This is a genomic window from Aestuarium zhoushanense, assembly GCF_056431045.1.
The window spans coordinates 136779-151254 of record NZ_JBWKMA010000004.1 but is presented as its reverse complement, the minus strand read 5'-3'; the positions used below and the strand labels follow the sequence as shown (position 1 = coordinate 151254).

General features: G+C 56.3%; 17 protein-coding genes and 1 tRNA gene. 7 read left to right on the top strand and 11 right to left on the bottom strand.

Annotation, left to right across the window (positions count from 1 at the left end):
- Positions 1 to 24: 24 nt before the first annotated feature.
- Positions 25 to 585: a tetratricopeptide repeat protein gene (locus tag AC07ED_RS03050; RefSeq protein ID WP_167668766.1), complete on the bottom strand. Its 561-nt coding sequence runs from the start codon at positions 583 to 585 to the stop codon at positions 25 to 27.
- Between the two features lie 69 nt (positions 586 to 654).
- Between AC07ED_RS03050 and AC07ED_RS03045 the strand changes: the two genes are divergently transcribed.
- The 4 genes from AC07ED_RS03045 to AC07ED_RS03030 all read left to right on the top strand — a co-directional run bounded on the left by AC07ED_RS03045 (position 655) and on the right by AC07ED_RS03030 (position 5048).
- Positions 655 to 945, top strand: coding sequence for an SCP2 sterol-binding domain-containing protein (locus tag AC07ED_RS03045; RefSeq protein WP_105234515.1), 291 nt, complete (start codon positions 655 to 657; stop codon positions 943 to 945).
- Between the two features lies 1 nt (position 946).
- Positions 947 to 1912, top strand: coding sequence for an alpha/beta hydrolase (locus AC07ED_RS03040; protein WP_105234514.1), 966 nt, complete (start codon positions 947 to 949; stop codon positions 1910 to 1912).
- Positions 1913 to 1974: 62 nt separating this feature from the next.
- Positions 1975 to 3792 (top strand): M3 family oligoendopeptidase, encoded by a 1818-nt coding sequence (locus tag AC07ED_RS03035; protein ID WP_105234513.1) that lies wholly within the window; start codon positions 1975 to 1977, stop codon positions 3790 to 3792.
- Between the two features lie 77 nt (positions 3793 to 3869).
- Complete coding sequence (locus AC07ED_RS03030) at positions 3870 to 5048, top strand: dipeptidase (protein WP_105234512.1); 1179 nt, start codon at positions 3870 to 3872, stop codon at positions 5046 to 5048.
- 3 nt (positions 5049 to 5051) lie between these two features.
- On the opposite strand, the gene AC07ED_RS03025 is transcribed toward AC07ED_RS03030, so the two are convergent.
- The 3 genes from AC07ED_RS03025 to AC07ED_RS03015 form a co-directional block, all read right to left on the bottom strand.
- On the bottom strand, positions 5052 to 6017 hold the full coding sequence (locus tag AC07ED_RS03025) for a Gfo/Idh/MocA family protein (RefSeq protein WP_105234511.1): 966 nt from the start codon (positions 6015 to 6017) through the stop codon (positions 5052 to 5054).
- Between the two features lie 93 nt (positions 6018 to 6110).
- Complete coding sequence (gene rpoH / locus AC07ED_RS03020; RefSeq protein ID WP_067551092.1) at positions 6111 to 7007, bottom strand: RNA polymerase sigma factor RpoH; 897 nt, start codon at positions 7005 to 7007, stop codon at positions 6111 to 6113.
- 180 nt (positions 7008 to 7187) lie between these two features.
- A complete protein-coding gene (locus tag AC07ED_RS03015; RefSeq protein ID WP_105234510.1) occupies positions 7188 to 8216 on the bottom strand; it encodes an RluA family pseudouridine synthase in 1029 nt (342 codons plus the stop codon).
- Here AC07ED_RS03015 and AC07ED_RS03010 point away from each other — a divergent pair.
- Entirely contained in the window at positions 8215 to 8514 is a 300-nt protein-coding gene (locus tag AC07ED_RS03010; RefSeq protein ID WP_105234509.1) for a DUF6476 family protein, read from the top strand. The genes AC07ED_RS03015 and AC07ED_RS03010 overlap by 2 nt on opposite strands.
- 18 nt (positions 8515 to 8532) lie before the next feature.
- Here the strand turns inward: AC07ED_RS03010 and AC07ED_RS03005 are convergent.
- Positions 8533 to 8609, bottom strand: a tRNA-His gene (locus AC07ED_RS03005).
- A gap of 125 nt (positions 8610 to 8734) precedes the next feature.
- Between AC07ED_RS03005 and AC07ED_RS03000 the strand changes: the two genes are divergently transcribed.
- Entirely contained in the window at positions 8735 to 8929 is a 195-nt protein-coding gene (locus tag AC07ED_RS03000) for a DUF6324 family protein (RefSeq protein ID WP_067551101.1), read from the top strand.
- Here the strand turns inward: AC07ED_RS03000 and AC07ED_RS02995 are convergent.
- From AC07ED_RS02995 to AC07ED_RS02970, 6 genes are all read right to left on the bottom strand, one after another.
- The gene (locus AC07ED_RS02995) at positions 8916 to 9362 is read right to left on the bottom strand and encodes an MmcB family DNA repair protein (RefSeq protein ID WP_105234508.1); all 447 of its coding nucleotides are present in this window, start codon (positions 9360 to 9362) and stop codon (positions 8916 to 8918) included. The two genes, AC07ED_RS03000 and AC07ED_RS02995, sit on opposite strands and share 14 nt — an antisense overlap.
- Before the next feature lie 326 nt (positions 9363 to 9688).
- Positions 9689 to 10024: a hypothetical protein gene (locus tag AC07ED_RS02990; protein ID WP_105234507.1), complete on the bottom strand. Its 336-nt coding sequence runs from the start codon at positions 10022 to 10024 to the stop codon at positions 9689 to 9691.
- A gap of 106 nt (positions 10025 to 10130) precedes the next feature.
- Positions 10131 to 10598 (bottom strand): transcription antitermination factor NusB, encoded by a 468-nt coding sequence (gene nusB, locus AC07ED_RS02985; RefSeq protein ID WP_067551110.1) that lies wholly within the window; start codon positions 10596 to 10598, stop codon positions 10131 to 10133.
- 14 nt (positions 10599 to 10612) lie between these two features.
- Positions 10613 to 11131: a 6,7-dimethyl-8-ribityllumazine synthase gene (locus tag AC07ED_RS02980; RefSeq protein ID WP_105234506.1), complete on the bottom strand. Its 519-nt coding sequence runs from the start codon at positions 11129 to 11131 to the stop codon at positions 10613 to 10615.
- Complete coding sequence (gene ribB, locus AC07ED_RS02975; RefSeq protein WP_105234505.1) at positions 11131 to 12261, bottom strand: 3,4-dihydroxy-2-butanone-4-phosphate synthase; 1131 nt, start codon at positions 12259 to 12261, stop codon at positions 11131 to 11133. The genes AC07ED_RS02980 and ribB overlap by 1 nt, the downstream gene beginning before the upstream one ends.
- Before the next feature lie 85 nt (positions 12262 to 12346).
- On the bottom strand, positions 12347 to 12943 hold the full coding sequence (locus AC07ED_RS02970; RefSeq protein WP_067551119.1) for a riboflavin synthase: 597 nt from the start codon (positions 12941 to 12943) through the stop codon (positions 12347 to 12349).
- A 255-nt stretch (positions 12944 to 13198) separates the two neighbouring features.
- Between AC07ED_RS02970 and AC07ED_RS02965 the strand changes: the two genes are divergently transcribed.
- The gene (locus AC07ED_RS02965) at positions 13199 to 14410 is read left to right on the top strand and encodes a capsule biosynthesis protein (protein ID WP_105234504.1); all 1212 of its coding nucleotides are present in this window, start codon (positions 13199 to 13201) and stop codon (positions 14408 to 14410) included.
- Positions 14411 to 14476 lie beyond the last annotated feature (66 nt).

Here is a 14476-nt window from a genome sequence, read left to right as displayed (position 1 = left end):
GTGCATCCCCGGCGGTGCGGAAGGTCAGAGGGTCTGGCCTTCGAGGTCGAGTTTCAGTCGCTCAATGGCTTCTTGCACATTTGTAGCGGCAGGGACCAGATCAAGAATCTGCTCATAGACCTCAAGCGCCTCTTTCGGTCGGTCGAGTTCTTCGAGGATGACCGCGAACCCGCTCATCGCCCCAAAGTGACGTGGATTGAGAACGAGCGTCTCCCGAATATCATCGAGCGAGGGACCGATCTGGTTCATCAAATAATAGGCTGTTGCGCGACCATTATATGCCTCCGCAAAGGTCGGATCATGGTCAATGGCCGCTGTGAAATGTTCAATCGCGGCTGCGAATTCGCCCGCCTCGATTGCTTCACCACCACGACGCACCAGCAAATCAATCGTGGTAGAGCCGCTCTTGCTCCATTCTTCGTAGATTTGCCCCTCAATTCGAGCCCAATCCGACGGATCAGCGTCCTGAAGCTGTTCAAACAAATCATCCACGACCGCCGAATCCGACCAAGCGGGTCCGGAAATCCCGACTGCAACCATCAGTGCCGCAACGGTAAGTTTGCTAGACTGTTTCAATACGCTCATAACAATACTGTAGCGGAAACACCGCCGTCCGCCAGTGGCGGCGTGAACACATCGACGAAAGGTATTAAAATGAGCGACATCGTGACCGAGGCCGTAGCAGCCCTAACCGAAAAACTGGGATCTGAAGGCTTTGACGGTTCGGCGAAATTCGTCATCGAAGGCGAAGGCGCACTGGTTATTGACGGATCGGGCGTTCACGCGGGCGACGATGACACAGATGTGACCCTGACCGCTTCTGCAGAAACATTCAAAGCGATCTTGGACGGTGAAGAGAACGCAACGACCGCGTTCATGACAGGCAAACTGTCGGTGGACGGTGATATGGGCACCGCGATGAAGCTCGCAGGCGTGCTCGCCTAATATGTCTCAGATTGCGCCCCTTTTTAACGATTTGGCGGAAGGCCCCGAGGGCGGATCCGCCGCTTGGCTAACCACCAAAGACGATGTCACGATTCGCGTGGGCCATTGGCAGCGCGCGGGATCAAAGGGCACCGTTCTGCTATTTCCGGGGCGCACTGAATACATCGAAAAATATGGCAAGGACGCTGGGCTTCTGCTGGATCAGGGGCTCGACGTTATTGCCATTGATTGGCGCGGTCAGGGTCTATCAGACCGCCCCTTAACGAACCGCCTCTTGGGGCATGTAGAGAAATTCACGGACTATCAGCACGATGTGGATGCGGTCGTTGCCTATGCTCGCGCACAATCCTGCCCTGAACCCTTCTTTCTATTAGCCCATTCAATGGGGGGATGCATTGGCCTCCGCGCCTTGCACAACAGGCTGCCGGTAAAGGCTGCCGTTTTCTCTGCCCCAATGTGGGGCATCAAATTCGCACCATTTATCAAAACCGTTGCGTGGGGGCTGACCTCGCTCGCTCGGCCGATTGGGCTGTCACGCACCTTAGCACCTGGGCAGCTCGAGGAAACATACGTTGCCCGCGCACCGTTTGAGGGCAACAGCCTGACCACCGATAAATCGATGTTTAACTACATGAAACGTCAGGTGGAATTGATGCCTGATCTGGCGTTGGGTGGGCCAACGATGCAATGGCTGCACGAGGCAATGGTGGAAATGAGCGCCCTCGGCGACATGACCCCGCCGCCAATCCCGACGATCACTCTGCTCGGCACAGATGAATCAATCGTCGATTCCAACGCTGTGAAAGCCATCATGCAACATTGGGCCAACGGCACACTGCACATGTTCGACAGCGCACAGCACGAAATTCTGATGGAGCGTCCTGCGATCCGCGAGGCGGCCTTTGCCCTGCTCGCCGCACATTTTCACGCACATCTGACCGATTCAAACATTCCCGAACCCGCCTGAGCCTTTCATCTGTCGATAACCGCGACTATCTGTTGATCAACAGATGAAGAAAAGGATCCGTCATGTTCGCAAAGACCCGTGTTTTCGACGCCAACCCTTCGGGCGGCAAAGACCTTGGCCAATTGCCTGAATGGGACCTGACCGACCTTTATACCGCCGACGACAGCGCGGAATTGAAACGGGATATGGCTTGGCTCGAAGGGGAATGCGCCGCTTTCGCAGCCGACTACGAAGGCAAGCTCGCCACCCTTTCCGCAGACGAACTGCTGACCGCCATCCAGCGTAACGAAAAGATCAGTGAGATCGCGGGCCGCATCATGTCTTATGCAGGGCTGCGCTATTATCAACTGACCACCGACGCGGGCCGCGCGAAATTCATGTCCGATTGTCAGGACAAGATCACGACATTTACCACGCCGCTCGTATTCTGGAGCCTTGAGTTCAACCGTATTGAAGATGCCCATTACGACGCGCTGATGGAATCGAACGCTGACCTCGCGCGCTATAAACCCGTCCTCGACCGTATGCGGGCGATGAAGCCTTACCAGCTCTCTGATGAGTTGGAGAAATACCTTCATGATGCTTCGGTCGTTGGATCGACCGCTTGGAACAAACTGTTCGATGAAACCATCGCAGGCCTGAAATTCACCATCGATGGTGAAGAGAAAAACATCGAAGCCACGCTCGACCTGCTGTCCGATCAAAACCGTGATGAACGCGAAAAAGGGGCGCGTGAATTGGCGCGTGTCTTTGGTGAGAACATCAAAACCTTCGCCCGCGTTCACAACACGCTCGCCAAAGAAAAAGAGATCGACGACCGCTGGCGTGGGTTCGAAAGCCCTCAGATGGCGCGACACCTGTCGAACCACGTCGAACCCGAAGTGGTCGAAGCACTGCGCACCGCCGTTGTTGAAGCCTACCCTCGCCTGTCGCACCGCTACTACGCGCTCAAGGCAAAATGGCTTGGCCTTGATAAACTGCAAGTTTGGGACCGCAACGCCCCCCTCCCGATGGAAGCAGATCGCACCGTCAAATGGGACGAAGCTGAGAAGATCGTCATGGATGCCTACGCCGCCTTTGATCCGCGCATGGCCGACATTGCCGAACCATTCTTTAGCAAGGGCTGGATCGACGCTGGCGTCAAAGCGGGCAAGGCCCCCGGTGCATTTGCACACCCGACCGTAACGACCGTGCACCCTTATGTGATGCTGAACTATCTGGGCAAGCCACGTGACGTGATGACTTTGGCTCATGAACTGGGTCATGGGGTCCATCAGGTTCTCGCGGCAAAACAAGGCGAATTCCTATCCGACACACCTCTCACTCTTGCGGAAACCGCATCAGTGTTCGGCGAAATGCTGACCTTCCGCAAACTGCTGGCAGGCGCGAAGGATGATACCGAACGCAAGGTGATGCTGGCGGGTAAGGTCGAGGACATGATCAACACGGTCGTCCGTCAGATCGCTTTCTACGACTTCGAATGTAAACTCCACGCGGCCCGTCGCGAAGGTGAACTGACGCCCGAGGACATCAACGCGCTGTGGATGAGCGTTCAGGGCGAAAGCCTCGGCCCAGTGTTCGAATTCATGCCAGGGTATGAGACCTTCTGGGCCTACATCCCGCACTTCGTGCATTCGCCGTTCTACGTCTACGCCTACGCCTTTGGCGATAGCCTCGTGAATGCGCTCTATACGGCTTACACCGAACAGGGCGACGCGTTTAAGGACAAGTATTTCGACATGCTGTCTGCTGGCGGTTCCAAGCACCATAAAGAACTGCTCGAACCCTTCGGCCTTGATGCCTCTGATCCTGAGTTCTGGAACAAGGGGCTGTCGATGATCGAAGGCTTCATCGACGAATTGGAAGCCATGGAAGGCTAACAGTTTCCCCAAGGTTTCGCTTGCGCGAATGGGTTGGCTAACGCACCCTCCTCCACAACTTGGGGGAGGGTTTTCTTATGCTGCGGTTCATCAAACGTCTCTTGGCCGTCGTGCTGGTTTTGATCGTCATTGGTGCGGTCGGATTTTTTACTTTCGCGCCCGCCTACGTCGAAAAGTCCCGCAACAACGTGATCGCACACGCCCCCTACCCTGTGTCTGACGCAGGTGCCGCACTGCACGCTGACCTCATCATCGGGGATTGGCACGCCGATAGCCTGTTGTGGAACCGTGACCTGACCGAACGTGGGAGCTATGGCCAAGTTGACCTGCCACGTTTGACCGAAGGCAATGTTGCGGTCCAAATGTTCACCGCCGTCACGAAATCTCCAGCGGGTCAGAACTACGACGAAAACTCGGGCGACGCGCTCGACAACATCACGCTCTTGGCCATCGGTCAGTTGTGGCCGCCGCGCACGTGGAACAGCCTATTAGAACGGGCGCTTTACCAGTCTGAGAAACTTCATGCATTTGCCGAAGCCGCCCCGGATCAGCTGTATATTGTGACAACAAAAGCCGAACTGGACGCTGTGATCACGGAACGTTCGGCAGGGTCGCAGGTCACCGCTGGCCTTTTGGGGATCGAAGGCGGGCATCCGCTAGAGGGCGAATTGGTAAACATGGATGTGCTCTATGCTGCGGGCTATCGCCTAATCGGTCTCCAGCATTTTTTCGACAACGAACTCGGCGGGTCACTGCATGGCACAGGGAACCACGGCCTTACCGATTTTGGCAAACAGGTGGTGGAGAAAGCCGTGGCTGACGGCTGGATCATCGACCTCGCCCATTCGTCCGAACAGGTTGCCCGCGATGTTCTCGCCATGACCGATGTGCCAATTGTGGTCAGCCACGGCGGGCTTCATGGTCATTGCCCTGTCAAACGTAACTTCCCTGATGCCTTGATGCGCCAAATTGCGGAAACGGGCGGCGTGATCGGGATGGGATATTGGGCAGATGTGGTCTGCGGGGACATAACGCCCGAGGGCATCGCGGACATGATCGTCGCGGCGATTGCAGCCGTGGGAGAGGATCACGTATCGCTGGGTTCGGACTTTGACGGATCAGTTGAAACGGCATTCGATACGTCCGAACTGCCCGCATTGACCACGGCGCTTTTGAACCGTGGTCTGGACGATGACACCATCGCAAAGGTGATGGGCGGCAACATGCTCCGCGTGCTGCGCGCCCGTCTGAATTAAGCGTTACTCTGCCGCCAGAACCATATCGGTCATCGCCTGCGTGCCACGGCTAAACTCTAGCGGACACGGATAAGCAGCGCCTGTGCGGATGGTTTTACCAAAGTTTTCGACCTGCAGCACATACTGGTTCACCGTCGGCCAGCGTTCAACGTGGCGTTCGGTGGCAGGTGCTTCGAGGATGAGTTCGGCAATATCGTAGACGCCAGCGTTGAACGGTGCCGTGAGAGTGATATGCCCTTCCGTCCCGTGGAACGTGAGGTGCTGACGGTTCGCCATGCGCATCGACACGGTGCCCTGATAGGCAAACGACGGGAATTCGGCCATGACTTGGGTAAACACGTCGACGCCGTTTTCGCGGACGATATGTGCCTTGCGGATGCTGACAGGTTCCTCACCCGTCACAAAACGGGCAGAGCCGAAGGCATAGACACCAATATCACCCAACGCACCGCCACCTGTTTCAGGCTTGTTGCGGATGTTGTTGGTGTCCTCCGCATTGTTAAAGCTGAACACGGTATCCACGAGCATCAGATCCCCGATCACACCGCTGGCGAGCAGTTCTTTGGCGCGAGTGAATTGCGGGTGGTGGACGATCATATAGGCTTCGGCCGCCAAAAGACCCGACGCGTCCCGTGCAGCAATAATGGCGTCAAAATCCGCCTCTTTCATCGCCATCGGCTTTTCACAGAGAACGTGTTTCCCAGCGGCCAGTGCTTTGAGCGTCCATTCGACATGAAGGTGGTTCGGCAGCGGAATATAGACGGCTTCGACCTCGGGATCAGCGAGAAGCGCATCGTAGCTGTCATGGATCACAAGGTTCGGGTTGAAGGCCTGAAAATCAGCGGCTTTCTCGGCGCTGGATGTGGCGAGCGCGTAGAACTCCGCCCCCTCAGCAGCATGGATCGCCCGCGCCATGTGTTCGCGCGCGAATTTCGCGGCCCCCAAAATACCCCACTTTACAGATTTCATTGCGGACCTCCCTGTTCGCGCTAACAAAAACAACCTAGACCGCACCAAACCCAAGGGCAAGGTGCGGCCAAGGCCGAGGGAGGAAACAGTAGGTTATGCTGGGATCAGCATACCCTTTTCGATGGCCAGTTCTTGCATCCGCTTTTGGAGCTTTTCAAAAGCGCGGACTTCGATCTGGCGAATACGTTCGCGGCTGACGTCATATTGCGCCGACAAATCCTCGAGAGTGACAGTCTCGTCAGCAAGGCGGCGCTGAACGAGGATGTCTTTTTCGCGGTCGTTCAGAACCTCCATGGCCTGCGCCAACAATTCGCGACGCGCGGTCAGTTCATCATGCTCTTCATAAGCAACAGCCTGATTGGCGTCCTCGTCTTCGAGCCAGTCTTGCCATTGGGTTGAACTGCCGTCCTCGGTGCCGACGGTCGCGTTCAGCGATGCGTCAGCCCCCGACATACGGCGGTTCATGGAGATCACTTCTTCCTCTGTCACGCCCAGATCGGTAGCGATCCGTTTGACGTTGTCGGGATGCAGATCACCCTCTTCGAGCGCACCAATGCGGTTCTTTGCCTTACGCAGGTTAAAGAACAACTTCTTCTGCGCAGAGGTTGTCCCCAGTTTCACAAGGCTCCACGAGCGCAGGATGTATTCCTGAATAGACGCACGAATCCACCACATGGCGTAGGTCGCCAGACGGAAGCCTTTTTCAGGGTCAAACCGTTTGACCGCCTGCATCAGACCGACATTCGCTTCAGAGATCACCTCTGCTTGCGGCAGGCCATAACCACGGTAACCCATTGCGATTTTCGCCGCGAGGCGCAGGTGCGAGGTCACAAGTTTATGTGCCGCACCGCTGTCTTCGTGATCCACCCACCGTTTGGCGAGCATGTATTCTTCTTCAGGCTCCAGCATCGGAAAACGCCGAATTTCCTGCATATAGCGGTTTAATCCTTGTTCCGGCGACGGTGCCGGCAGGTTGGTATAACTACTCATTCCAATCCCCCAATTCACTCGAACCCTTCGATGTTTAAGGGCTTAACATCCATATGGTGGCGCTATCACCCCCGTTCAAGGGGTCAACAACGATCCTTCTACGCAAATGTAGCAAGCCTCCGTCGCTCTGCTAGGGGCAAAGCGGCGCAGTCACGCAGTCGGGAAAGATGTTTCAGTCGATTATGAACCGCCCAAAGCAGTCAAAAGCGCCTGCATATCCTCGGGCAAATCGGATTCGAATTCGATCCATTCACCTGTGACAGGATGTTCAAACCCCAACGTCGCCGCATGGAGCGCCTGACGCGAAAACGCAGCGGCCGCCTCGGCACCAGCTTCGCCGATGGCTTTGACGTTCAGTTTGCGACGGCCACCGTAAACAGGATCACCGATCAGCGAATGACCAACGTGGGCCATATGCACGCGAATCTGGTGCGTACGGCCTGTTTCCAGCCAGCACTCCAACAGCGCAGCCACAGGCGGCACACCAAGAGATTCGATGATCCGCGCGCGTGTTACCGCATGGCGGCCTTGGGTAAAGCTCACCGCTTGCCGCTGGCGGTCGGTTTTATGGCGACCGAGGAAGGTTTGGACCTTGAGGATATTGCCCGGTTCAAAGTTCGTCCCTTTGACGCCGTGGATACGCGGGTCATTCTGGTCAGGCGCACCATAGCAGATTGCGAGGTAGCGACGATTAACGCTGTGATCCTCGAACTGCGCGGCAAGGCCATGGTGGGCGCGGTCGCTCTTTGCTGCAACCAAAAGACCGCTCGTGTCCTTGTCGATGCGATGCACGATACCGGGGCGCTTTTCGCCGCCAACACCCGATAGGCTATCGCCGCAATGGTGGATCAGTGCGTTAACCACGGTACCGTTGGGCGTGCCTGGTGCAGGATGAACCACCATGCCAGCGGGTTTATCAATTACGATCAGATCGTCATCCTCATAAACCACGACCAGCGGGAAATCTTCGCCAACGATGTCACTCTCGATGGCCGCTTCAACGGTTACAGTGATCTCATCGCCTTCAGAGACCTTGAACCGTGGGTTTTCGACCACCGCACCGTTGACTGTCACAGCCCCCGTTTCGATCAAACGCCCCAGACGCGAACGGCTCAGATCGGCCTCTGCTGGCACATCGCGCGAAAGCGCCTTATCAAGACGCGGAGGCGGATTTTCCGCGATGGTAAACGATACAAGGGTATGGGCCATGGATCAGGCTCCTGAAAACGATAGCGACCAGCCGCTCGTCACCTATCTGAAACGATTGGTCACGGCGATGGCCTTTGTGATGATTGCGGGGTTCGTAGTCCTTATCGGCACGCTTGTCATCCGCTTGAACGCAGATCCGATCCCCCTACCCGACCGCGTCACCCTTCCAGCCGGAGTTTCTGCTGTCGCATTTACCCAAGGCACGGACTGGTACGCTGTTGTAACCGACGCGGATACGATCCTCATTTACGACCGTAGCACGGACGCGCTGACGCAAACTGTCGCCATCGACCGCTAACCTACTGTAAGTAAGGGATGGTACCACCTCCCCGGCTCGAACGGGGGACCTCTTGATCCACAATCAAGCGCTCTAACCAACTGAGCTAAGGCGGCACTGGCGCGGGATTTAGACCGTGTGCCGACGGATTGCAAGCGGCTAACACCGCTTTTTCTCACATCCCCTTGCAAGTTTCTTATTCGCTGGGATAGTCACGACCATCGACAGACAGGAGGCCACCATGGGCATCAATACCGAACGCGACATCGAAGCGAATCTCCAGATCGGGCCGACCGACGCAGGTATGGTCCGTTTGTTCATCGAAGCGGATGGGGTGGAAATCCCGATGGATTTCGAACCAGAAGAAGCAGAAGAAATCGCAGAAGAAATGCGCGCCGCCGCAATGGCTGCCCGCGCAGCGTCTAAGAAGCGCTAAATTTCGGATCCCGCGCCGCCATCTGCCGCAGGGCTGCATGGCGGGCGAATTTATGGGTCATGACCTTACGACGCGCAGGGGCCAGCTTTGATTCGGGTCCCATGCGCACAACTTCGCCGCCATAGCTGTCAGCGATAATCAGACCTGTATCATCGGGTAAAAGGTCCGTTGGGAAATCGGCATCGACCGCCCAAAAGAACCGATCACACCATTCCAGATAGCCCTGCCATTTGTTGTCGGACTGAAAATCTGCGCGACTGGATTTGCATTCGACCACCCAAATTTCGCCTTTAGGCCCCAGCGCCATAACGTCGACGCGCAAACCGCGGGTCGGAACCAATTCCTCGACCGTGACGAAATCATAGGTCAGCAAATGCCGACAAACCCCACGGGCAAGCAATTGTCCGGGCATCATCAGGCGGTCATCTGGCATCTCTAGGGTCATGCCGGAAACATGAACAATAGGTGAACATTGGTCAAGTCATCTTGCGGGGCTTGATTGACGGAACGCTGAGGACTATTTGCACCCTTGGCGAGTTTCTGCTCTTCACGTGCGCAAGCCCTTACATTCCAGTGGCCTTAAGCAAATCCGAGGGAGCTGGCTCTGTCCTTGCCCTGGCCTGGTTATCTGGCGCCCACCTGTAAAAACAGGTCCTCGGGAATAAAGGGTGCACGGTTGCTGTGGTTCTCGCCACTTTCCCCCACACAAAAGACTAAGGGCGCCCTACTGGACGCCCGTTAAACTAATTGCAGCGGGATTTAGTGACGCAGATTGCGCGCACGGTAGGTGCGTTTCGCCTGCACAGGCACGCGCACCAAAGCAGGCTCGCGGATCATGCTGTGCTGACGCAGACCACCACGTGGTTCGTCATCATCGTCATTCATATTCATGATGCGGATCGCAAACTGAACACCCGCAAAGACAATGCCGTTGAACAGCCACAGCAGGAATACGGCCAATAGGCCCTCTTTGGAGCTGGTGACGAGATGCGCGAGGTTCGCGATATTGAACCAGAGGAGCAGACCCACAAACACCGCCGAGACGATGAAACCGATGATCACCTGAGTGATATACATCTTGATAAGTTTGGGCATGGTCGCACCTCCGTTACAATTCTGAACGTAGTCGCTTCCCCCCGCGCTGCAAGGGGATTCGCCAAAATGAGTAGAGTTGTCGCAGGAAACGGCGGTGAACCGCCTGTTAGAACGCTTCGGGGCGTGCTTCGCGGGCCATGTGGTCCAAAACAGCGTTCACGAACTTAGGTTCGCGACCTTCTGGGAAGAACGCCTCAGCAACCTGAACGTATTCCACGATGGCCACTTTGGGTGGGGTATCGCCAGCCACCAATTCAGAGCCAGCCGCACGGAACAACGCACGCAGGGTCGGGTCGATGCGATCAATCGGCCATTTCGCAACCAACGCGCGGTCGGTCATTTGGTCGATCTTGGCCTGTTCGTTCACAGCAACGTCGACAATCGAACGCAGGACTTCGATGTCGCCATCTTGCAGCGTGTCGCCCTCGATCGTTTCGCCGAACCGATAGTTCGCAAATTCACGCACGACCGCTTCGACAGTCTGGCCAGAAACTTCCATTTGGAACAGCGCCTGAACCGCGTAGAGACGCGAGGCTGATTTCATCTTGCGGCGTTCGTTATTGGAAACGTTCATGGCTTGGGCAGTCCTCAGGCCTTTTGGGCCAGCAATATATCGTTGGTGAAGCCGATCTTGCCGGCGCGGCCCCACTTACGGCCCAAGGCGATCAGGTGCAAGGCCGCAGCGGCAGCACCGCCCCCTTTGTTTTGATCTTTAGGATCTGACCGAACGGCAGCTTGCTCATAATTCTCGACTGTTAGGATGCCGTTCCCAATGCAATGGCCCTGAAGCCCGAGCAAAGTGATGGCACGGCTCGAATCATTACAAACCGTATCGTAATGGGTGGTTTCCCCACGGATCACACAGCCCAGCGCGACATATCCATCAAAGTTCGACATACGTGCGGCGATCCCGATCGCGGTTGGAATTTCGAGCGCACCTGGCACTTCGATCACCTCATAGGTGCCACCAGCGGCCTCAATCTCGGCCTTTGCGCCCGCGACCAGACCATCGGCGATGTCTTTGTAATAGGGTGCGACGACGATCAGCAGCTTGATCGGGTCGTCGAACTCAGGCCGATCAAGGATATAGTGCGATGCGCCAGCCATCAGTTTGCTCCATCAATCATGCGGGTGCCGACAATCTCTAGACCATAGGCATCAAGGCCAACCACCTTAGGTTGGGGCGAATTCGATAGCAGTGTAATACGCGACAGGCCCAAGGACGACAAAATTTGTGCACCCAGCCCATATTGACGCAGCGTTTGCGGTGATTGGCCTTCCTCAGGAACCAGTTTCATCTGCAGATCACGCAGCAAAACAACGGCCCCACGCCCCTCAGCTGCAATGGTTTTCATCGCCTGCGAAAACTCGAACGCGCGACCCTCGTGGCCGACACCGACCATATCCAGCATCGGATCAAGCGAATGCATCCGCACCAAAACGGGCTCGTCGCCGCTAATGTCGCCTTTGATCAGGGCGATGTGCTCTGCACCTTGTGTCTGGTCTGTATAAATCCGCATAGTCCAGTCGCCGCCGAACTCTGACGTGATTTGCTGTTCGTCCCGCAGTTTGACGAGGTTATCATGGCGACGACGATAGGCGATCAGATCGCTGATCGTCCCGATCTTGAGGTTATGCTTCTGCGCAAAGGCAACCAGATCAGGCAGACGCGCCATTTCGCCGTCTTCCTTCATGATCTCACAAATCACGCCCGATGGGTTCAAACCAGCAAGGCGGGAAATGTCGGTGGCAGCCTCTGTATGGCCAGCACGCACCAGCACGCCACCATCACGCGCACGCAGCGGGAAAATGTGACCGGGGGTCGCGATATCGGCAGGGCCTTTGGAGGCATCAATCGCCACAGAAATCGTCCGCGCACGGTCACCTGCGGAAATGCCCGTCGACACACCCTCTCGCGCTTCGATCGAGACCGTGAAGGCTGTTTCATGACGTGACGAATTGGTCGATGCCATGAGCGGCAGACCGAGCTGCGCGATACGTTCGCTCGTCATGGTCAGGCAAATCAGGCCACGCCCGTGGGTCGCCATAAAGTTCACCGCATCAGGCGTTGCCATCTGCGCGGGGATCACCAGATCGCCTTCGTTCTCGCGATCTTCGTGATCGACAAGGATAAACATCCGACCGTTGCGGGCCTCATCAATGATCTCTTCAATGCTCGAAATAGCATCTTTGAGATCGCGTTCTACTGGGCCTGCGGCTTCGAATTTGGTCGACATAGTACTTCCCGATCTTGTTAGGCGATCATAAGGGGTTAGGCTGGAAACAGAGGCCAGACTTTGCGGTAGGTCAAACGCAGGTCGGTTAGTCCCATTCCCGCAGACGCGCCACGTAGCGAGCCATCGTGTCGATCTCTAGGTTGATACGGTCTCCAACCTGAACATCGCCCCAAATCGTCACCTCTTTGGTATGCGGAATGACGTTGATCCCAAAGGTCGCGCCATCCACCTCGTTCACGGTGAGCGAAGTGCCATTCAGGGCGACCGATCCTTTGGGCGCGATGAATTTCGCCAGCTCTTCAGGCGCGCGGAATGTCATGCGGGTGCTATCACCCTCGGTCGTCATGGCGATCAGGTCAGCCACGCCATCGACGTGCCCCGACACAATGTGACCACCCAGTTCGTCACCGACCTTGAGCGCACGTTCTAGATTGATCCGTTTTCCAACGGCCCATCCACCGATGTTCGTCTTAGCAACGCTTTCCGCGCTGATTTCAACGTCGAACCAGTTCTGTGGCTCACGCCCCAAAGCCACGACCGTCAAACAGCAGCCATTGCACGCAATCGAAGCGCCCAAGTCGATGCCATCCACGTCATAGGATGTCCCAATCCGCGCACGCAAATCGCCGCGCTGTTCCAGTTCGAGAACCTTGCCAATATCCGTGATGATGCCAGTAAACATGGGTCTGCCTTTCCAAAGTTGACCAAGTGGTATCGTTCCATCAGGTCCCAGACAAGGGCAAGGGTAGCCTCGTAAAACCACCGGACCAGCATCACCCATGGAAAAGGTCTTATTTATGCCTTATCCACAGGGTAATCTGCGCGGATGCAGGTAATTTTATAGAAGTGCACCCTTTTTCAAGTGACCCAAAGACCGAACCGCCATTTCCTGTTTTTGCAGGGTCCTCACGGGCCCTTCTTCCATAGGCTTGGGCTCATGCTCCGTCGTGCAGGGGCAGAGGTATGGCGAGTTGGTTTTAACGCAGGCGACCGCGCGTTTTCATTCGGGGACCGCGGGTTTATTCCGTTCACGGGGGCGCCATCTGACTGGCCCGATACCTTTGCAGCCCTCGTCGCAGAGCATCAAATCACCGACATAGTTCTCTATGGCGATGTGCGCCCCATCCACGCGCAGGCTGTTGCGGCGGCAAAGGACATGGGCCTCACTGTTCATGTGTTCGAAGAAGGTTATATGCGGCCCTATTGGGTCACCTACGAACGCGGCGGGACCAATGGGAATTCGCGCCTCATGGACATGACCATCGATCAAATGCGTCAGGACCTTGATCGCTCTGACATGGACGTTCCAGAACCGCCTGCGCATTGGGGTGACATGCGCCAGCACGTGTTTTACGGGGCGCTCTACCACTGGTTCGTGATTTTCCGAAATCGCCAGTTCCGCGAGTTTGCGCCCCATCGCGACCTTAGCCCGCTGCATGAAGCGATACTATATACGCGCCGCTTGCTGCTCATGCCGTTCATTTCTCTGCATCGTATGCTGGCAACTGCACGCGTGAGGTTTGGCGGCTTTCCGTATCACCTTGTCCTGCTTCAGCTAGAGCACGACTCAAATTTCCTCCGCCATTCGCCCTTTGCATCAATGGAGGATTTCCTGCGCGTCGTAATCGAAGGTTTTGCCCAAGGCGCGGGACGGCACCACCACCTCGTGTTCAAAGCACACCCGCTCGAAAACGACCGCTCACCCACGCGCAAGAACATCAACCGCATCGCCAAAGAGTTCGGCGTTGAGGATCGCATTCACTACATTCGCGGTGGAAAGCTGGCAAAGCTCTTGGATCACGCTCGCACGGCTGTGACGGTCAATTCGACTGCGGCCCAGCAGGTTCTCTGGCGGTCGATCCCGCTCAAGGTGTTTGGCAACGCGGTCTATGACAAACCAGAGTTTGTCTCGACCCTGCCACTGCCTGATTTCTTTGCGCAACCGGGGCGTCCAGACAATCGAGCTTACCGTGATTATCGTCAGTTCTTACTTGAAACGAGCCAAATTCCCGGCGGGTTTTATTCGTCCCGCGGGCGCCGTCAATTGCTACGGCAGGTTGTGGACATGATGCTCGACGATGAAGATCCTTATGATGCGCTTCGGTCGGGGAAGATCGCGCCGAGGCAGTCCTTGCGGATTGTGAACTAAACACCACTACCCCTAGTAGCCCGCCACCCACTCGCGGCAGGGTGGCAACAGGTTGCACGCTTTGGT